Source organism: Natrinema zhouii (assembly GCF_013456555.2).
In the GTDB taxonomy this organism is placed as follows: Archaea; Halobacteriota; Halobacteria; order Halobacteriales; family Natrialbaceae; genus Natrinema; species Natrinema zhouii.
This window is the reverse complement of sequence record NZ_CP084885.1, coordinates 126,540-145,149: the sequence shown is the minus strand read 5'-3', so window position 1 is coordinate 145,149 and position 18,610 is coordinate 126,540. Positions and strand designations below refer to the sequence as shown.

The 18,610-nt window shown below is 55.7% G+C and carries 18 protein-coding genes and 3 pseudogenes; 15 read left to right on the top strand and 6 right to left on the bottom strand.

The annotated features are described in order from the left end of the window. Positions 1–130 precede the first annotated feature (130 nt). Positions 131–529: a type II toxin-antitoxin system death-on-curing family toxin gene (locus HYG81_RS44905; protein WP_226778729.1), complete on the top strand. Its 399-nt coding sequence runs from the start codon at positions 131–133 to the stop codon at positions 527–529. A gap of 33 nt (positions 530–562) precedes the next feature. Further along, positions 563–733: a hypothetical protein gene (locus HYG81_RS44900; RefSeq protein WP_226778728.1), complete on the top strand. Its 171-nt coding sequence runs from the start codon at positions 563–565 to the stop codon at positions 731–733. Between the two features lie 85 nt (positions 734–818). Here the strand turns inward: HYG81_RS44900 and HYG81_RS44895 are convergent, their stop codons facing one another. Next, positions 819–1,079 (bottom strand): MarR family transcriptional regulator, encoded by a 261-nt coding sequence (locus HYG81_RS44895; protein ID WP_226778727.1) that lies wholly within the window; start codon positions 1,077–1,079, stop codon positions 819–821. A 154-nt stretch (positions 1,080–1,233) separates the two neighbouring features. Between HYG81_RS44895 and HYG81_RS44890 the strand changes: the two genes are divergently transcribed. The 6 genes and pseudogenes from HYG81_RS44890 to HYG81_RS44865 form a co-directional block, all read left to right on the top strand. Continuing rightward, on the top strand, positions 1,234–1,461 hold the full coding sequence (locus HYG81_RS44890; RefSeq protein WP_425607588.1) for a HalOD1 output domain-containing protein: 228 nt from the start codon (positions 1,234–1,236) through the stop codon (positions 1,459–1,461). A gap of 657 nt (positions 1,462–2,118) precedes the next feature. After that, positions 2,119–3,015: a DNA-binding protein gene (locus HYG81_RS44885; protein ID WP_226778725.1), complete on the top strand. Its 897-nt coding sequence runs from the start codon at positions 2,119–2,121 to the stop codon at positions 3,013–3,015. Positions 3,016–3,226: 211 nt separating this feature from the next. Continuing rightward, positions 3,227–4,147, top strand: coding sequence for a transcription initiation factor IIB (locus HYG81_RS44880; protein ID WP_226778724.1), 921 nt, complete (start codon positions 3,227–3,229; stop codon positions 4,145–4,147). Positions 4,148–4,405: 258 nt separating this feature from the next. Beyond that, the gene (locus tag HYG81_RS44875; protein WP_226778723.1) at positions 4,406–4,933 is read left to right on the top strand and encodes a DUF7342 family protein; all 528 of its coding nucleotides are present in this window, start codon (positions 4,406–4,408) and stop codon (positions 4,931–4,933) included. Beyond that, the gene (locus HYG81_RS44870) at positions 4,934–5,383 is read left to right on the top strand and encodes a toxin-antitoxin system TumE family protein (RefSeq protein ID WP_226778722.1); all 450 of its coding nucleotides are present in this window, start codon (positions 4,934–4,936) and stop codon (positions 5,381–5,383) included. 60 nt (positions 5,384–5,443) lie between these two features. After that, positions 5,444–5,947, top strand: a pseudogene (locus HYG81_RS44865) (biosurfactant protein 1); the annotation flags it as partial. Between the two features lie 9 nt (positions 5,948–5,956). Here the strand turns inward: HYG81_RS44865 and HYG81_RS44860 are convergent. Further along, positions 5,957–6,961, bottom strand: a complete 1,005-nt coding sequence (locus tag HYG81_RS44860; RefSeq protein ID WP_226778721.1) for an IS630 family transposase — start codon at positions 6,959–6,961, stop codon at positions 5,957–5,959. A gap of 94 nt (positions 6,962–7,055) precedes the next feature. Between HYG81_RS44860 and HYG81_RS44855 the strand changes: the two genes are divergently transcribed. The 5 genes and pseudogenes from HYG81_RS44855 (at position 7,056) to HYG81_RS44835 (ending at position 10,989) form a co-directional block, all read left to right on the top strand. Next, positions 7,056–7,778: an AsnC family transcriptional regulator gene (locus HYG81_RS44855; RefSeq protein WP_226778720.1), complete on the top strand. Its 723-nt coding sequence runs from the start codon at positions 7,056–7,058 to the stop codon at positions 7,776–7,778. Between the two features lie 215 nt (positions 7,779–7,993). Then, entirely contained in the window at positions 7,994–8,251 is a 258-nt protein-coding gene (locus HYG81_RS44850; RefSeq protein ID WP_226778719.1) for a hypothetical protein, read from the top strand. Beyond that, positions 8,248–9,705, top strand: a complete 1,458-nt coding sequence (locus tag HYG81_RS44845) for a multicopper oxidase family protein (RefSeq protein WP_226778718.1) — start codon at positions 8,248–8,250, stop codon at positions 9,703–9,705. The genes HYG81_RS44850 and HYG81_RS44845 overlap by 4 nt, the downstream gene beginning before the upstream one ends. A gap of 637 nt (positions 9,706–10,342) precedes the next feature. Further along, positions 10,343–10,560, top strand: a pseudogene (locus HYG81_RS44840) (DUF6610 family protein); the annotation flags it as partial. An 81-nt stretch (positions 10,561–10,641) separates the two neighbouring features. Continuing rightward, entirely contained in the window at positions 10,642–10,989 is a 348-nt protein-coding gene (locus HYG81_RS44835) for a DUF8013 domain-containing protein (RefSeq protein ID WP_226778717.1), read from the top strand. A gap of 31 nt (positions 10,990–11,020) precedes the next feature. On the opposite strand, the gene HYG81_RS44830 is transcribed toward HYG81_RS44835, so the two are convergent. Continuing rightward, on the bottom strand, positions 11,021–12,028 hold the full coding sequence (locus tag HYG81_RS44830; protein WP_226778716.1) for an arsenic resistance protein: 1,008 nt from the start codon (positions 12,026–12,028) through the stop codon (positions 11,021–11,023). 242 nt (positions 12,029–12,270) lie between these two features. On the opposite strand from HYG81_RS44830, the pseudogene HYG81_RS44825 reads away from it, so the two are divergent. Then, positions 12,271–12,552 (top strand): annotated as a pseudogene (locus HYG81_RS44825) (DUF955 domain-containing protein); the annotation flags it as partial. Positions 12,553–12,968: 416 nt separating this feature from the next. Here the strand turns inward: HYG81_RS44825 and HYG81_RS44820 are convergent. Both HYG81_RS44820 and HYG81_RS44815 read right to left on the bottom strand, forming a co-directional pair. Continuing rightward, positions 12,969–13,990, bottom strand: a protein-coding gene (locus tag HYG81_RS44820; RefSeq protein ID WP_226778715.1) for an IS630 family transposase whose coding sequence is annotated in 2 segments (ribosomal slippage) — positions 12,969–13,486 and positions 13,486–13,990 — 1,023 coding nt in all. Because the reading frame shifts where the segments join, the coding sequence is not laid out codon by codon here. A gap of 91 nt (positions 13,991–14,081) precedes the next feature. Continuing rightward, the gene (locus HYG81_RS44815) at positions 14,082–14,669 is read right to left on the bottom strand and encodes a hypothetical protein (RefSeq protein ID WP_226778877.1); all 588 of its coding nucleotides are present in this window, start codon (positions 14,667–14,669) and stop codon (positions 14,082–14,084) included. A 294-nt stretch (positions 14,670–14,963) separates the two neighbouring features. Here HYG81_RS44815 and HYG81_RS46045 point away from each other — a divergent pair, with 294 nt between their 5' ends. Next, the gene (locus HYG81_RS46045) at positions 14,964–15,173 is read left to right on the top strand and encodes a DUF7521 family protein (protein WP_425607587.1); all 210 of its coding nucleotides are present in this window, start codon (positions 14,964–14,966) and stop codon (positions 15,171–15,173) included. Between the two features lie 961 nt (positions 15,174–16,134). Here HYG81_RS46045 and HYG81_RS44805 read toward each other — a convergent pair. Next, positions 16,135–17,778, bottom strand: coding sequence for a multicopper oxidase family protein (locus tag HYG81_RS44805; protein WP_226778714.1), 1,644 nt, complete (start codon positions 17,776–17,778; stop codon positions 16,135–16,137). Positions 17,779–18,610 lie beyond the last annotated feature (832 nt).

The following is an 18,610-nucleotide window of genomic DNA, read 5'->3' as shown; positions in this document are numbered from 1 at the left end:
ACGCGGACAGCGAACGACCGGTTCGGCAGAGAGGATCTCGAGGATTGGGCACTGCACGCTGTCGATGACAAAGAGGACTGAGCTCGACGTTTGAGAAACGGTTAACGAGTAGCGTGAGAAAGTTAGGGATGTGACTGACGACGTCGCGTATCCCTCTGTCGAGCTCATTCTCGATCTCCACGAACAGATCGTGGCAGAAGGCGACATCACGGAACCAGGAGTTCGGTCAGAGAAAGTGATTGCATCCGTGCTGCAGTACATCTCAGAGGGGTTCTTCGGAGAGGTTCCTGAGACGATTCACGAAAAAGCGGCCCATCTGATGCGACTGCTCATTGCGGAGCATCCGTTCGTCGACGGGAACAAGCGAACAGCACTCCGTACGGTGGTCGTCTTCTATATGTTGAACGGATACACGTTCGACTACGGTGATGAAATTCGAACCCTCTTGCACCGTTTCGCAACCGACGAAGCCGCGGTCGACACAGACACCGCGGTCATCTACTTCCGTGCGTGCGCTCGTCGCAACTGATAAAGGGACACACTGAGTATGTTCAGCAGAAAGATGGCGTCCAGCACCGATTCCTCGACGGCGGTCGACGACGAGGTTCGCCAGCTATACGAGCGGTATCAGGCGGCCAAGAGCGACGCCGAACGTCACGAGATCGCCCTCGAGATGGGCAAGCTTGACGGACGCCGCCACGCGGAGATCTACGCAGCACTCGAGAACGAGTGAGCACGCCTGCTTTTAAGGAACCGTATGCGGAGGTTCGTGACTGGCGACCGGTCATTCGTCGACCGAGGTTTGTCGCCAGCTGAGTTCATTCGGCCTTGAGATCGCGAGCGTCAAGTTCACCGTCGAGATACTGCTTCCCTTCACGGGTAATGTCGTAGACGCCGTTGCCGAGGTGGACGAGGAGCCCGTAGGTGACCAGCGTCTTGCAGCGAGCATTGATGTGTTGCCGGGAGAACCGGACACGGTCGCTGTCTGCCATTTCCTTAGGAGTATCAGGACCTTCTTCAGCGAGATGCTCCAGAATGCGATCATCGGCGCGTGACATCCAGTCGGCATCAAAGCGCATAATCGCTTGTAGTTGCGCCGACGCTATCTCACACGCGCTAAGTCAACTACGTAATCTATAAGCAACTACAGCTGTCTTCCTATCCTTTAAACGCCGTCCATCCTAAGGGCCAGACGTTACGATGGATCGCTCTCCAACAAGTGGGCCTAGTGCATTGTCTGACCTCTTGGTCGATATCATCGAGACGCTCGAAGCATGTGGGCTGGATCGGGACGAGTATCAGTTGTACGATACCGTCGACGTCGAGGCACTCGAGCAGATCCTGCACTCGTCGAGTGGGGACGTCGAAGTACAGTTCACGGTGGAAGGAATTCGGCTCGCGGTGACGCCGGAAAGCGTCGACGTCCTGATCGACGAAGAGCCCTGCTCAGCGGACCAGTAGTAGAATCGCGGTCGGCATCCGAGACTGTCCCTGAAAGCCCGCGGACGCTCGGCATCCCACGACCGCCGCTTCGCTCCTCGTGCCTGCAGTGCTAGCGGGGTCGGGGGACGACCGAGACGGCCGCGCCCTTTCTGAGTCCACCAGGATGTTGGCTGTGTCGCTGAGCGTCGAACCCAGTTGAACAGGTCCTTTGTTATGGCACGCCCCGCTCGCCGCTGCCGCCCTCCGCGTCGCTCGCGACCGACCATTCCGGGCTGCCTGCCTGCAGTGGCGGGCTGGCTGCCGGGCTAAAATGTATGTGCCTTCGCGCCAGCGGGTATCCCCGTCGGTTGCGCCCCTCGCGGGCTTTCGCGTTCCAAGGCTTTGTGCCGCCTGCGCTGTCGCGCGCCACACCGCGGCGCGCGTTCTCGGCGATAGTCGCCTTGGGCACGAACCCGCAGTCCGGGCCGGACACGAACGGGCATACTCCGCTGGGCGCTCGCTCCGGGCAGGTCGGCACGCGGTGCTGGATGGGTGGCCTCCTCGGGCGCGCTCTCGCTCGCGCCCAGGGGCGCTCGCGAAGGCGCGAGATGGTTGAGTTGGTCGTTGTGGACAGCCACGGCTGGAGAGTCGTGGTGTCGGAAGAAGACGCCGAGTGAGCGCCTTCAAGGTTCTGCAATGTCAAGTAAGAACGTTACCAGTGAAGTAGTTTCGGTCAATGAACAGGCATTCGAAAAAGCGGACGAAGCGGAGGTCGATGAAGAGGGCTTCGAGGTCGTCGATGAGACGCCGGAGTTCCAGGCGACGGTGCAGATGGAGGTGCAGGCCAAGGTCGATGCCAACCACCCGGATGGGATGGTCGACACCAGTGAAGAACGAATCTACGGTGCGATCCTCGAACAGGAAGAGCGCATTCGGGCGCGGGAGGCCGAGCTAGAGCGCATCAGTGCCCAGGCGGAGATGGGGACGCAAGAAGGTCGGGAGAAGCGGACGCGAGATATCGCAGCGAAGCGGAGTGCTGGGCGGCGTGCAGAGTTCCAGAACCGGGCGGCGAGCGTGGACCCGTGGGCGGATCCAGAGCGAGACGATCCTCGTTCAGAACTCACGCAGGAGCAGTTGGCGGCGGTGAATAAGCAGTCGATGCGGCTGGCCGAGAAGCTGGATGGCTGGTCACGAGCGGCGATTGGTCGGCGGCTGGGTGAAGCCGTAGTCGGTGGGAAAGACCTGACGAGTGCAGTCGTCGGGGTGTTCGAGGAGTTACAGACGGCGCCGGGACAGGTGGTTCCCATCGGGATGCTCGAGGACGTCAATCGCAAAGAGGTGAGCATCGAAGGTACGGTGACGCAGTTGTGGGAGAGCGACTCGCCGGCAATTCAGCAAGTCGGACTCATCGAAGACGAAAGCGGGCGAACGAAGGTGACTGTCTGGGAGAAATCGAATCAACCATGGATCGAAGAGGGCGAGCGCGTGCGGATTAACGGGGCGGTGCGGAACTGGTATCAGGGGCGCGTCTCAGTGGCCCTGACCGGGTGGAGCACCGTGCTATTCCCCGAGCGTGGTCGGTGGTGGGAATAGTCGGCTAACGTGGCTTTCATTTTTTCTGATGCCCGTTCACCCGCTTCCCGCCGCCCCACCCAACCTCCACGTTCCGGGCGGCTCACAGAGCCGCCGGGCTTTCGCCACAGAATCGCACTGCGCCGGCTCGCACCGCTGGGTGTTTATTTGCCCCGTGGTGGGCGAGGGGCACTCCGAGAGGCACAATCCGCGTGGTCCCCTCGTGAGTATCATGGCAACTAGAGATATCTACGAAACGAGTTTCGACGAGGACGTACAGACGAACTCCAGCACGAACTCATGTCCCGAGTGCGATGGCTGGGTTACTACCAACTCGGTCGAAACAATCTGTGAGGACTGTGGGCTCGTTATTGACGAGCAACGGATTGACCACGGCCCTGAATGGAGAACTCACGATCAGGACCAGCGAAAGCGGACGGGTGCTCCACTTACAGCGGCACGCCATAACCGAGGGCTGTCGACCGAGATTGGTCGCAAGAAAGATGCGAACGGTAACGAGCTCTCTGGACGGGAGCGGCAGCGGCTATCCAGAATGCGGCGTGAGCAGACTCGTGGGCGATTCCAATCGAAAGCCGAGCGAAATCTCGCACACGGTCTGGGTGAAGTTCGAAGAATCGCGAGCGTTCTCGAGCTCTCATATTCGGTTCGTGACCAGGCGTGTCAACTGTTCCGGAGCGCTCAAACCGAAGACCTGCTTCGAGGCCGATCAATCGAGGCGATAGCGGCAGCAAGCGTCTACGGGGCCTGCCGGTGTAACGGCCATTCGCGGTTACTTGACGCCGTCGTCGACGCGGCACGCGTTGAACAATCGAGAGTCACGAATGCGTACAAGACGCTGAACACAGAACTTGGACTGCCGACTCAGCCTGTTCGCCCTAGCGAATTTATGCCCCGCCTCGCGTCAGAACTCGACATTTCAGACGCCATACGGCATCGAGCAATGGCACTCTCGAAGCAACACCGAGAAACAGCTATTTCTAACGGATGTCGCCCGAGTGGCGTCGCAGCGGCCTGCATATACAAAGCTGCACAGGAACACGGCAGATCACTCACACAGCAGAGGGTTGCGGCTGCTGCAGGGATATCAGCTGTGACAGTTCGTGCCCGGAGAGACGAACTCAACGCAGTTTGAGAGGTAGTCTCAACGGCATCAGCTTCATACATTGAGTGAGGAGGTACTCAACCATAACGCTCACAGAGACGGTTGACTATCTCGCCGAGGAGTTGGATCTGGAGCGGAGTGAACACGTCCGGCAGGTCGGAAAGGCAGTTGCAATGCTGCGTGCTTGAACAAGACGGATTCTGCCCTTCCAGTGGCCCAACACAGCACGTACTTTCATATATTTGATGGATCCGAAGATATATTGAGATTGTCCACCTACAGCTAGGTGTGACCGAGTTCGATCCGGCCCCAGAGTCCGACGATACCCAGCGACGGTGGCAGACGAGAACAGACACGTTCGGTCGTGTCTACAATGTCGTTCTCGGAATTACGTCTCCGACTGCGTACACCGAGATCGCGGAGCTTGCGGACTGCTCTTCAAACGCCGCGAAAAAGCACCTCGACCGCTTAGCGGAGATGGGTATCGCTCGAGCCGATAGAGACAGCCGCCCAGCAACATACGAACGAAACAAGGGGTATCTCGAATGGCAGGACGCCAGTCGAATCGCAACCGAGCTCTCTGTCGAAAAGATCATCGACCGCGTGGAGGCGCTTGAAGCGCAGCGGACGGAATACGAAGCCCGGTTCGAAACGAGGGACCCAACGGCCGTCAACGTGTTTGATCACGATAGTCACGAAACTATTCACGAGCGGATGACCGCAGTCAGCGAGTGGCAGGGTGTGATTCGGGATATCAGGCTGTACGAACTTGCTCGCCAGCTTTCCCAGAACGACGGGCATCTGATTCCGGCGTAAATGAGCCAGCCACCGAAGGATTCGGCGCCACACTCGACAGGCCCACCGGATCGACAGACACTGCGCCTGCTGGAGCGACACCTTTCGTCGGATTCACTCGTGGCGGAGACTGCGTTTGACCCGGATTCCTACGAACCTCGACTGCTTCGTGGACTGCTCGACGCTGGACGATACCCGGACTCAGTGAATGCGCCTCGTCTCGACATTCGGTGGTTCACGACTGGCGATTTCTCAGTCCACTACGTCGAAGAACACGAGGACGGGGAACTTTGGGAGTGTCGCTGGGACCGGCACCCGAACACGCACAACACCCGGTTACACTTCCACAGGCCACCGTCTGCCACCGAAATCACTGACCTCGAACTCCCGTCGCTCCATCCACTCGAAGTATACTCCACCGTCCTCACGGCAATAGAGCAACGCATAGAGACACTGTGGTCGTCACAGTGATCTCGTGAAGAGGGAGAGCATGAGTTCAAATAGCATTACGGAGGAAGCCATCCGCAAGAGATGACTGACTACTACTCTGATTTAGAGGAGCTACGACCACTTGGCGAAGCGACTCGCGTTCCCGACGACCGGCTTTCTGGACGGGAGAACGCTGAGCAAGTAGAGCGACAGAGAGGGGGAAGACTCGAATCGTATCCAAACCGAACGAGATCGACACAGAAGGAGTGTTCCTCTTGTGGCGCTTCCATTCCCACTACCCAAACGAAGTGCCGGTTCTGCCTCTCGAATCATCTGGATGGAACCAGTGACGAGAGTTCTACCCCGTCTACTGAGTGGACACTACTCCATGTCGTCCATCTGCTCGTCGAGGCGTCGACGTTCTACGCCGCTGTCGCGAAGGGTGCTGCTGCGGCCACGCTCCTCACGAAGGCAGACAGGGATCCAGCGGTCGACGACTGCCAGCTGATCACCGACCTCGATACGAAGCCCGCCACACAACTGGCCGACAAGTGGCCCTCGCTACCCGAAGCGGTTCGAGTCACCTCCGAAAGCGGTGACCAGCTATAGTAGACATTAGAAGTAATTGCTCACTATAGGAATAGAGAGTTGGTCAAGAGCGGTGTCAATTGCTGTTGTGAGTTCAGTAAGTGAATCAAAGAACCGATTGCTAAGATCCGCCTGGAGTTGTCTCCAGCACTCCTCGACCGGATTTAGCTCAGGAGAGTACGCCGGTAACGTGACAAAGTCGAGGTCGTCGCGGACCGCTAGGTCCGTGACGGCCGACGCCTGGAAGTACGGCGCACCATCTAGCACGATAATCAAATCGTCTTCGAACTCTTTGCATAATGCGAGAATGAAATGTTTTGCGTGTTCGGCGGTGACGTACTCTTCGAACCGGGAGAAAAAGCAGTCACCGTCCTCGGTGATCGCGTCCAACAAACACGTCCAGTCGCGTTGTCCAGACAATTTGACGGACGGCCGCGTGCCGCACGGAAACCACGCGGCACGCGGCTCAACTTGCACAGATTTCTTGGTTTGATCGAGACAGACTACTGTGGCGTCCATCTTCCGCCGCTTTTTTTTTTTGAGTTCCTCGCGGAATCTGTCTTGCTCCTCAGCATCAGCTTCGGCGGCTGTACGACGTGGTTTTTGATAGCTCAATCCCGCTTCTTTGAGCAACCGCCGACAACTCGGGATTGAGTACTCGACATCGTAGGTTTCCTCGAGATACTGCTGGACGAGCGCCGGTGTCCACGCCGGCGCGTCAACTCCAACTTCTTCGGGAGATTCGTGGACAGTCTCTTGGAACTCCTGTTGCTCTTTTTCTGAGAGCTTTCGTTTTCTCCCAGATCGGTGAGCATCAGTAACGGCCTGCTCAAGCGACTCGTCAGTGTTGAGTCGCTTGAGCCAGCTGTAGATTGTTCGTCGGCCGGTGCCATGCCACTCGGCAAGTTCGGTCTGTGTGACGCCGTTTTTGTACGCAATTGCCGCCATCAGCCGTTGTGTCGGCTTCTTTCCCTCAACGTTGTCGAGTGCGTCGTGAAGTTCTTCGAGGGGGATCTCGTCGAGATGGTCCATTACAAACAGCAACAATCTATGGGCGGAAAATTCTAGTGGTTACTATAGTCGGAAGTAGCGAGAACTGTCCTTACTACTCTTGGCAGTGGTATCTATGGAGGGGGAGGGGAGTCTTTCCAATTTCTATTATAGATCCAAAATTCTGTCTAAATATATTAATGGACCCAAATATATTCCGGCAGATATCCTCAACACCTATTCGGGTTCAGGACGAATACTGGATATGCGCGGCCTTGACGAAGTTGACGTTCAAATCCTGCGGTTCCTTCACGAGGACGCCCGCCGGCCGTATAGCGAGATCGCCGAGCGGGTAGATGTATCCCAGCCGACGGTGACCAACCGTGTCGAGCGCCTCTGTGAACTGGGCATTATCCGCGGGTTCACGCTCGATCTCGACCGCTCGATCCTCCACGAGGGCGTGTCGGTGCTGATTGACGTGGATACATTTGCGTCTTCGGTGGACGATGTCGCTCGCGCGTTCGAGCAGCAGGAAAGTATCCACACAGTCTACACCACGGCCGATTCACACGCGATCGTGCTCGCAACTTGCCGACCGAACCAGGTTCATGAGCTCGTCGCTGAGACGATCTCGGAATCGCAGTACTCGAAGTACGAGGTAAAGCTTTTGGCCAACACAAGCACGGACACGTCGATCCACGATGTCGAGTTTTCTGTCGAGTGCGCCATGTGTGGCAACCAGGTTGTCAGTGAGAACGGCGTAGCGACTCGGATCGACGGAACGCTCTATCACCTCTGTTGTGAGCGGTGTGAAGCGGATTTTGAGGAGAAGTATGAAATGTTCCGCGAGAACGCCTAATCGACAGCAAGCCTCCGCTGACGAGGCATTTTGGTTTCTAAATGGAAATCCGGTTAAATACGGCGATCATAGGACTACTCATGGTTACAGTCTTTCAGACGACGCTGTTTGGTCGAGTAAGTAAACTGATAATCGGCCAGGAGGCCCTCGATATGAATACAATGGACGGCGAAAAACGACTTATCTCGCTTTCCTTCGCCGGTGGGCTGTACTAGATGTATTTCCAGCTCTTCAGCTCGTTGAGTGGCGGCATGGCTGGCGGGATCAACAGTAACCTTACGAGTAGGATCCCAGAGGGGATTCTTGACAAATGGTACGTGTGCGGCGAGATTGACAGGGAAAAGTACGCAAAACAGAAGCGCCAAAAACAGGGGAAACCGAGGAATGAAGGAGACATCGGGCCGCCAAGTAGAGCCTTCCTTGGAACGGTTACTGTCACCACCGAGAACGGGCTTGAGCCTGCCAAGCAATGACTAATTCGCCGAACTCGCCTAGCGACAGCACACGGCGCGTCACTCGACGGACCGTTGTTGGAGCGGGGCTCGCGCTCGCTACTGGACTCAGCGGTGGCGGCTACGTCGCGAGGCGTTATCTTGGTGCTGACGGATCTGACAATCCTCGATCCATATTGGACGGGGAACAATCATATCCCGAACCAGAGTACGGAAATCCGGATCGAAAGCATCATTTGACCGTTACGAGAGGCGAGATCGAGGTGGCACCAAGCGAGACCATCGAGACGTGGCTCTATGACGGCCAGTACCCGGGCCCAGAACTGCGCGTCCGAGAGGGTGAGCGTGTCCGGATCACCGTTCACAACGAGCTATCAGCAGAGACAACTATCCACTGGCATGGGATGAGACAGTTCGGATCGAACGCTATGGACGGCGTGCCAGGAATTACGCAGCCAGCAATCGGGCCAGACGAGGAGTTCGTCTATGAGTTCGACGCGGCGCCCACCGGCACCCATTGGTATCACAGCCATGTCGGATTCCAACTAGAACGTGGCTTGCTCGGACCGCTGATCGTCGAGGAGGACGAACCGCACGTCGAATACGACCGCGATCACATGGTCATCCTCGACGAATATCTCACCAGTGAGCCGGCAGTGCGGTCGGTCGACCGCGGAATGATGGGCAGCTTTCCAGGTAGCCCTGAATATGACGGGACACTCGTGAATGGTAAGCTCCCAAGCGATCCACACGTGGTATCCGTTGAGGCCGGCGAGCGAATTCGCCTACGGTTCCTCAACGCGGGATCAGCCACGACCTATCGCGTTAGCATCGGAGGCCATGCGATGCAGATCACGCACGCGGACGGCCAAGCGGTCGAGCCCGTCACGGTCGACACGTTCGACATCGGTATGGGCGAACGCTTCGACGCCGTAATTGAAGCTAACCGATCGGGGAGGTGGGAGATCCGAGCTCACCCGCTCGACGATAGGATGCCTGCGGGACGCGCTGTCCTTCGATACAACGGCTCTACCGCCGACGATCCGCGGTACGAATCGGTCGGGATGAGACAGTTGGAGTATGGTGACCTCACTGCTGTCTCTCCGCTCGATCGGATCGACGGTACTCCAGACCGGCGGATCGATCTCAACCTATCCACTGGCGGAATGATGGGCGACAGTGATGAGTGGACGATTAACGGACAGGCGTACCCCAACGTGGATCCGATCCGTATCAAGGAGGGTGAGCACGTCCGACTGCACGTGGTCAACCACAGTCCGATGCGCCACCCGATGCACCTCCACGGCCACCACTTCGTCGTCGACGGTGCGCTTCAAGACACCGTGACGGTACCAGGACATATGGGCCAGCAGACGCTAGATTTCGTTGCTGATAACCCTGGCGACTGGTTCTTCCACTGCCACAACAGCTACCATATGGAAACTGGGATGATCCAGCTATTTGAGTATAAGTGACCGATTCCAGCAAATGTTAACAGAAATCAATGCACCATTCCTCCTTGGGATGCAGCTCCCTGTCGTCTAGACCATCGTAGATTGCGTAGATGACTAACTCTTCGTCTTTCGGCTCAGTCATGGCCGATGATCTCAGAAGGTGAGTTTGACGATACGTGAATCAACATCGTCCAGTCCGTCGAGCGCACCCTCACGAACGGCCAGATGATCGATCTCCGGTGGTCAGGTCGGCGAGTCGGTGGGCTTGCGAAGCGTCACAAGATAGTGCTCGCTATCGAGCGCGACGGTCGCGCCTGTGACGGCACAGACTGCCGACCCGGAACGATTGGTCGTCCGGCGGGCAACGGTCGAGACCTGCCAGCTGGGCTCGTGATCAGGCGGCGATTGGCCACGAAAGCGTTGGGTTCGGGACTGGGACATGCGCGAGTAGTGGTACTCGAGTGGAATCAGTCCGTCGGTCGTTAGAACTCTCCTTTCGAGCCGAGTCTCGCCGGTTCAAACTCGGTGCCGATATCGGCGTAGTAGATCGCCAGATTCACTTCGAGGTCCGTCGTCAGATAGTGGTCGATGACGTCGACCAGGTCGTCAGCCCGATCGTCGCCGTTCGCAACGGCCTCGAGATACGTCGGCCCCAGTACTGGACATCGAGTACGAGGGACCGAGTCCAGCAGATCTCGAGCAGGCCGCCTGTGCCGAGTGCGGGACGAACGTTTGGCGAACCCGCCGTGGCCCCTACGTCGCCAAATACGATACCGGCGCTGTCTGTGGGTACTGCAGCTACGAGTGCTATTCAGCCACCGTCACTGGAACAACCTCGAGGAAATCACCGGCGAGCAGAGCGTCTATGTCCCGTAAGCGTGACGCCGCGAGCGGTTTTTCGCGCCCCCAGAAAGGGCGAGGGCTCCATCGAGAGTCCTCATCCAGAGGTAATTTCCTGTGAGTCAACAACAAAGTACCGACAACGTCTCAATTGACGACATTCCGGTCGATATCGCGAACACGCAATCAGGCGACGTCGATCCCACCGACGTTCCCGACGAAATCGAGTCGATCACCCGTGGGCTTGCCGGCGAGCATCCACCGACGAATCCGCTGGTCGTTCTCAAAGCGGCTCGCTGGTGGTACATCCATGGGAAGGGCGGAACGGATCCCGCCTTCCGGTGGGCCATCGAATGGGCGCGTCACCTTGCGACCGACACGTCAAGCGACGTCGAACAGTTCGACGAGTTCCTCGAGTACCTCGTCACGGTCGGCTTCGCTGACGAACCCCACGAACTCCGGTGACTCAAGCCTGCGATCTGAATTCGACCGTGACTCAATCACTCCGGCCGACATCGAGATCGAGGAACTGGTCGGGCGAATCCGGAATCAACCAGGCCGGGACGACTCGCGTGAGGACAACCATCCCCGTTAGTTCGACGAGCGTCTGGGTGACCACGACCGCTGGTGCGAGCGCGTAGCCAGACGGGAGCGCGAGCGCCAGCGGGAGAATAACCAGGGAGTTTCGCGTTACGGAGGTGAACACGAGCGCTCGACTCTCTCCGGCATCCATCCCCAGTAGTCCGGCTACTAGCCGTCCGAGCAGTGGCATAATGACGAGGAACGCCACATAGACGGGGACAACCGACGCGATCTGTCCAATCGAATCCTGCACGCGCGGCAGCTGGGAGGCGATGACGACGAACAGCGTCGCTCCCATCATCGGGACCGGCAACCAACCCATCGTGTCCTGCCACTGGGCGCCCCGCTCGGACCGTTCCGCCCAGTATTCGGTCACCCACGCGAGCGTCAGCGGCAGCGCGATGATAATAACGAACGCCTCGATGAACGGCCCAGCCTCGATGAACTCGGCCACCTGCTGGCCCATAAACAACCAGAGATACAGCGGGAGCAACAGTAGCTGGATAAGCATCAGCGCCGGCGTCGCGGCCGTGATCTGCTCGGCGTCACCGCCCGCGAGTTCGGTGAACGTGATGACATAGTCGATGCACGGCGTCAACAACACCATGAACACCCCGACGAGGATGACTGGCTCCTGCGGGAGGAACCGCGTGAGCCCGAACACGACAACCGGGACGACTACGAAGTTCATGCCGAGTGCCACAGCCATGAACCGGCCGTTCCGGAACGCGCGCCGAATCCGGACGAACGGGATCTCGAGGAACGTCACGTACAACAGCACCGCGAGCACGGGGTTGATGAGCGGTTCCAGAACCGAACTCGCGCTCGGGAGGCCGAGGCCGACAGCAATTGCGAGGACGACCCCAACGGCGTAGATGCCGACTTGATTGTGCTGGACCCACTGTTTCGAGAACGCGGTCATAAATTTGCTGAGAGGCAACCAGTGCCGACATCCATCAACCCAGGCCCTCCCATTTTGTAGAGATGGTGGTAGCAGGCGTAAGTTCCCATCGGTGACTAACCAGTAGCAGTACTGCGAGTATTCCCATTGCAGAGTAGCTGAATCGTCAATTGCGGTGTACGGATGTGTTTTTTGTACGCCCTTGAGGGGTGCAGCGCGTTCTGAACGGCCGCAGTCGCCGTGGACTCGATTCGGTGAACACTATGGCTACGACCAGTGATTCGTCGGTCTCCTTCGATCAGACCGACACACGATCCGACGAGATGAACAGCACCATCGAACAGTGGATCAACGAGCTCGTCGCCGGCGTCGACGACGCGCAGGCCAGCGCAAAGTTCTAGGAGTGGCTAAACATCCAGAGTCGCTTCCATGACTACTCGTATCGAAACACGCTCCTCACCAAGCGCCAGTGTCCCAAGGCAACCCGCGTGGCGGGCTACCGGACGTGGCAGGAGGAGTTCGACCGGCACGTCCAGGAAGGCGAGGAGATCGACCTCCATGGACAAGAGCTGATTTCCTCTGCTTCATCCTTCTACCTCATGATATCAGCTGGTTAGATCGCTATTCAACACAGCAGATTGCATCAGGGTCAAAGCGTATGTCCTCGTTGTGAAGTGTTTTGAATATCTCGATGCAGGTGGATCGATCGGATGGATGTGTGATCCCGGTTGAGGTATTGACGAGGAGGTCGAGGGTCTCTATGGCTTCTCCAACGATAGGGTCTGTCAAGTCAGGACCTAATCCGCTTTTATTTGATCGTAGGACTTGTGCACCCCAAGTATCGATCCAGTACTTGACTTCATCTCCGATCAGACGATCGACCGGTTCAGCGTCACTGACGAAAAAGCACACGACAGCACAGAGTTTGACACAGGTCCGTGGCTCAAAGACCGGTTAATACTCAAGGACATAAGTACGTAAAGACATTCGGCGGTTCGATGTCGTTAAGCGCGGTCAGTACAGCCTCCTGAAGTTCATCCAGCGTGTTGAACAAGCGGTTGCCGAGTGCTTGATTGAGTCGTCGCCAGCACTCTTCCACGGGGTTCACCAGAGCTGAACCCCGTGGAAGGTAACACAGTTCGATCGGAGTTCCTTCGGCGAATTCCTGCACCTTGTTCGCCGTAAAATAGGAGGCATTATCTAAGACAACGCAGATTTTCTCGCCGAACTCGGTTCGGAGAGCGTCGAGCAACCGGATTGTGGTGTCGCTGTTGAAATTCTCTTCACACGGGAGAAAGAACGTCTCGCCGCCATCGCTGGCTGCCCCGAGGAGTTTGATGCTGTCCCACGCGCCCGTCACCGGGAGTGACGGGCGCTCCCCTTCTGGAAACCACGCGTAGATCAGCGTCGAGAGCACCTGTCGCGTCTGATCGATGGTCAGAATCGTGTATTCGTCGTCCAAGTTGTCGCGCTTTTTTTGAACCTGTCTTCCCAGGCCTCTTGGGCTCGTTCGTCGGACTTGTGGAACTCCGGCCGAGCTGTCTTCCAGGACAGCCCGGCCTCGGACATCAGTCGTCGGACATGGCGTTCGCAGTACTCAACACCGAATTCTTCGGAGAGATAGTGACGCGCTAGTGAAACAGACCACGCGGGCGCGTCGTATCCAACGTCTTCGGGAGGCTCGTGAAGTACCTCAACAAACTGCTCGTGCTCGCCGTCAGAGAGTTCGGATGGTCTGCCCTCTCGTGGTTTGTCGTAGACGACCTCCTCGAACGGCTCGTCGGCGAGCCGTTCGAGTCGGTTGAACCATTTCGAGGCCCAGCTGCTGGAAAATCCATAGAGTGTGGCAGCTTCTGCTTGCGTTAGATCTTCTATCTCTTTGTAGGTGATCGCGGCCATGAGCCGCTTTGTCGCATCAGCATCATCGACCTCCGCCAAGATCTGGCGGAGGTCTTCGACAGAGACGTCCTCCAACGTCGCCATACTATTCCCCGTATCTAGAGATACATGAACTTTTAGCCATCAGTATTAGTTAGGCCCCAGTCCTCGGTTATGTAGCGGTAGCGAGCCTCTCTTAGAGTATCGGTCGTTGTTGGTGTATCTTCTGAGCGTCGTCGATCAACCGTTCCAGCAACGGTGGCGGAGAGTAGCCGAGGTGTTCACCGAGTTCGTGAAGGATGAGCTGGGCGTGCGACCGGAAGGTCGCCGCCCAGCGTTCTGGTGGAATGACGTTGTGGAGCAGGTGGAGCCGCGCTCCACCCTGCTCCCCTTTCCGTGGTTCGTACGCATCAGCGAGAAACTGATGTAACCGCAGGATCGTCCCGTCAGCGACCATCACGTCACGGAACCGGTCGAAATCTGCATCAACTGTATCCGGGACAGCGACCTCGTCGAGCGCGACCTCGACGAGGTCGCGGAGATATTCCGCGAGCGAGGGCGTCAGTCGCTGATAGAATCCGCCAGGAGAGATCGTTTCATCCGCTGTAGCGTTGTAGCTCCGTCTGAACCCAGTGAGTGTTCGGCTCTCGCCTGCGGCGAAGCCGAACACGAATGCCCAGACGAAGACAGGAATCTGGAGCTTGCGGTCGCGTTCGACCACGCCGAGTTCCTCGGCGTGCCCTTCGAGGAACTCGGAGGGAAACAGTGTAGTGAGCCGACGCATAATTCGAGATGAGGAGGCGTCTTGTTGCACACTTGCCGCCTCCTCGTTCCTTCCGCAAGCATACCTCGATAAGCCACCGCCGTCACGCGATTCGTCTCCTAACTAAAGACGGATGGTTCGCGAACTCATTGAAGTTCATCCCGGGGGAGGGCGAATCACACAATACGAGCGTGACGTGACCGATGTCACCATATCAGTAGATGATGACGAGGAATTTTCGGTCGCAATCGACCGACCAGCATGCCGCGTAGACGAACGTCTTGCTGACATGTGGTCGAAGATGGGGGAAGAATTATGAGTATGATGTTCGATACCGCCATCATTTCGCTCAAAACGCTCATTCTACTCCTTGGCGGTAGCGTGACGTTTATCGCGTATAAAGCATATCGACGGGCTGGTGTATCGTCACTTCGTGTCCTGTCTCTAGGCTTTGGGACAATTACTTCCGGAGCGCTTCTCGCAGGAATTGCTAATCAGCTCTTCTATATGTCACTCAAAATTTAGGTCTTGGTGGAAAGCCTGTTCTTAGCTATTGGTTTTATGATAATCATGTACTTGCTTTATACTGAGCGGAACCAACTATGACTGACAAGATCACTCGTCCATACGAATTTCAGCAAGAGTTAGTATAACCTAACCATGGATTCTTGGTGGAGAAACAAGGATGAAGGCGTATGGTTACTCACAAAACGGGATATCCTAGGAGTCGTACTTTTGGGAAGTGTCCTTTCAGCGAACTTTGTATTTTCGGATTCTCATGCTCTTACTATCCTTAATGAGGCCTCCAATTCGCCATGGTTTCTCTTCCTGATTTTCCTAGGCTATCTACTCCGTCCTTTCTTTGGCTGGCCTCATGGTCTATTCCCGACCGCTATTGGATTCCTATACGGATTTCGAACAGGGATGATTATTGGGTTGATCGGTGGGCTCGTGACTGTTCTCCCAATATATATTGTTGGAACATCTTCCAAAACAAATAATGGACTGGTTAAGGAAACAAGTGTTATATGCGACTGATTTTTCCAGATTACGGGTCAAACACAAGGGGAAATTTGTGCACGATTAACGCCTTTACCGACTGATATCGTTGTCTATGTGGCAGGGATTGCGGGCGTTCGGTTCCACTCATATCTAATCGGGATGTTTGTCGGAGGGATCCCTTAGGTGATCGGCTTCGTATACATCGGCGCAGTTGCACAGTCACTCAGCATCGATACCGCACAGATCTCCAGTTCAACTATACTACTTCTTACAATAACCGGATTCATATTGATACTGTCATACACTATATACAAAAGAACAGTACAAGACTGACATCCTTCTGTCCTGTACTCCAAATGGTGCGAATGTCTTGTCATTAATATTATCGGGCCTACAAGTCAGGCAATCTGTGAAATCTTACCGCGAGTATTTGAAACCCGGTACTTTAGGTACTTGAATTGGAATTTTGAGGCTACAACAGTGATCAGGGATCTTTTACAGTGAATGTAGCTTTCATGTCGGCCTCCAAGTGCTCATTAATGTGGCAATGAGCTAGCCAGGCCCCAGGATTCGACATAGGAACCGTAATTACGACCTCGCTCCCGGCCGACACATGCACTGTATCCTTCCAAGAAGGATGTGGGTTCGGTTCTCCGTCGATCGTGTCTACCAGGAAGTGGACACCATGAAGGTGGATCGGATGTTGCATGGGATGTTCGGTATCAGGGAGATTCTTGATCTTGATACGTCCGAAGCTGTCGTAGTCAAACACAGGTTCAATATCCATGTTCTCGTTGCCAGTCTCTTGGTCTCTGATGATGTGCGTAACCAGTTCGTTTGTGCTTATTTCGTTTATATCCTCCATATCGTCTTCCCACTCGATCGGTGGTGGACCGTCTTCATGGTCCATGTCATCCATGTCTTCATGGTCCATATCGTCCATGTCCATCATCTCATGGAGTTCGTGGTCTATCTTGATGTCAAGCTCCCACGTGATGTCTACTGGCTCTCCTGACTTAGCAAACGCCTCGGCAAGGTCCTCTTCAGCGCGCTGATGTGGTTCCATCGGCGCATCCAGTGTATCCACTCTTTCGGTGCCTGTGGACTCGAGCAAGCCGAGCTCGTTCTCTCCATGAGGGGTTGTGTTTACGAGGCGAACGTCACCTTCTTCGGGCATCAAGATGTCTACTGTTGCCCGTTCAGATGGAGAAAGGAGTACCCCAGAGACGTCATCCGGCTTAGGAAGGAATCCCCCATCCAGTCCGATAAGTTCCATTCGATCGGCCCCTTTTGCGCTTATTTGGAAGGGACGAGCATTAGCGACATTCAACAAGTGTAGCCGAACGCGCTCACCGGAATCTGCTTCGGTGGACCATTCGTTTGCTCCATTTGTGAGCAGGCGGTTTCCGAACCGTCCCATCATAGCATGGTTGACAGATTCTTCCCATAGCGGATATACATCATCATCAACTATTTTCAGATCACTCAAGGTGACAATCTCCTCATGCGGCCATTCCTCTTCATCCTCGCGCGGACCTTCGACGATGATCGCTCCGCGCAGCCCGAGATTCTGCTGCAGATCCTCACGTAAGTGCGGATGATACCAAAAGACGCCCTCGTCGGGAAATTCTACTGTATATTCAAACGTTTCATCAGGGTCGATGGGGTCCTGCGTCATATCCGGAACGCCATCATTTTCTATATCTAGGCGGAGCCCATGCCAGTGGACAGTGGTCTCGTACGGCAAATTATTCACGACTGCTATATCAATTTCTGCCCCCTGTGGCACGCGTAGCGTTGGACCCGGGATCTGTCCGTTGTAAGCGTACATGGCAATCTCGTTACCAATGCCTGGATCATGCCGTACGACTTCAGCGTTAAGCGTGTAGGTGTCGCCATCCTCGAGGCGAACCTCCTCCGTTGCCTGGGTATCAGATAGGCCCTCAATTGACCGGTCAATCGGTGTGAAATCACTCTCTACCTCACTGCCGCCATTACGATCTGCATGGTCATCGTGATTTTCCTCACCATTCGTACCTCCATTATCATTGCTTGTACAACCAGCAATTGCAACAAGGTTTGTGGCTCCCGTACCACTCAGTAGCAGTTTTCGACGCGAAAGTTCCATCAGTTAACCACTCAGCAAACCAGAAACATAAGCAAGCGGTGGATTCCCATGATCCGGGAATTTACCTACAGATAGATTTTCAAATATTAATCAGCCGGATCAGAGGCAACCGTTTGAAACTCATTAGATCCGTTAGCGCCCGAAAATGAGGGATTTTGAGGGAAAGAGCTTGCCAACCTAACCAGCCAGGCCGGCAGGCACGGCCAATACATCGACAACCTCCCTGTCAGAGTGCGGCGATCTATTTGCCTGGTTTGGAGTTGAATGAAACAGACAGGCGGGTAGTACGGGATACAGCCATACGGTGATTCCCATGAAGAAAACTTCACAACCGAACTTAACCGAGTAGCTGTGAATGAAAATAGGCGCAATTCGAAGAGGACAAGAAGGTGTGCTCTATGTGGCGATCAATACTGACTCAAAGTCATGCTCCATGCATAACTTTCAGAGCATCGGAAACCGATCCAGCTGCCGAGTTTTTAAGAGAATTAAAAGAAAAAGAATAAGTCTGATACACAGAATTCCTCATTGTTTGTATAGATAATCTGACCACCCATGCTTGAACGGGTCTCTCTAGAGACCTCAACTCCCCCAAGCTCGATGCTGTCAAAAATCTCTTTCAGACCTTCACTATGCGGATTGGACAGTTTCACGAAACTAGCAACGGCAATCAGCCAGTTCCGAGTACTGGTCTGACTGCCTACACCGCCTGCTACAACCACTTCCGAAGTCATCAAGAACTATATATGCCTCGTTTCCGGCGCCGGCGGATTGCAGTACCGTACGGCGGTTCACGGTCGGTCTTCGGGGCCGAACGAACGTCATTTCTCAC

Coding starts and splice junctions, on each gene's coding strand:
- HYG81_RS44860 (WP_226778721.1), bottom strand. CDS start 6,961: ATGGACCATCTCGACGAGATCCCCCTCGAAGAACTTCACGACGCACTC.
- HYG81_RS44895 (WP_226778727.1), bottom strand. CDS start 1,079: ATGCGCTTTGATGCCGACTGGATGTCACGCGCCGATGATCGCATTCTG.
- HYG81_RS44900 (WP_226778728.1), top strand. CDS start 563: ATGGCGTCCAGCACCGATTCCTCGACGGCGGTCGACGACGAGGTTCGC.
- HYG81_RS44855 (WP_226778720.1), top strand. CDS start 7,056: ATGGAGGGGGAGGGGAGTCTTTCCAATTTCTATTATAGATCCAAAATT.
- HYG81_RS44845 (WP_226778718.1), top strand. CDS start 8,248: ATGACTAATTCGCCGAACTCGCCTAGCGACAGCACACGGCGCGTCACT.
- HYG81_RS44885 (WP_226778725.1), top strand. CDS start 2,119: ATGTCAAGTAAGAACGTTACCAGTGAAGTAGTTTCGGTCAATGAACAG.
- HYG81_RS44850 (WP_226778719.1), top strand. CDS start 7,994: ATGTATTTCCAGCTCTTCAGCTCGTTGAGTGGCGGCATGGCTGGCGGG.
- HYG81_RS44815 (WP_226778877.1), bottom strand. CDS start 14,669: ATGCGTCGGCTCACTACACTGTTTCCCTCCGAGTTCCTCGAAGGGCAC.
- HYG81_RS44830 (WP_226778716.1), bottom strand. CDS start 12,028: ATGACCGCGTTCTCGAAACAGTGGGTCCAGCACAATCAAGTCGGCATC.
- HYG81_RS44805 (WP_226778714.1), bottom strand. CDS start 17,778: ATGGAACTTTCGCGTCGAAAACTGCTACTGAGTGGTACGGGAGCCACA.
- HYG81_RS44870 (WP_226778722.1), top strand. CDS start 4,934: ATGAGCCAGCCACCGAAGGATTCGGCGCCACACTCGACAGGCCCACCG.
- HYG81_RS44880 (WP_226778724.1), top strand. CDS start 3,227: ATGGCAACTAGAGATATCTACGAAACGAGTTTCGACGAGGACGTACAG.
- HYG81_RS46045 (WP_425607587.1), top strand. CDS start 14,964: ATGAGTATGATGTTCGATACCGCCATCATTTCGCTCAAAACGCTCATT.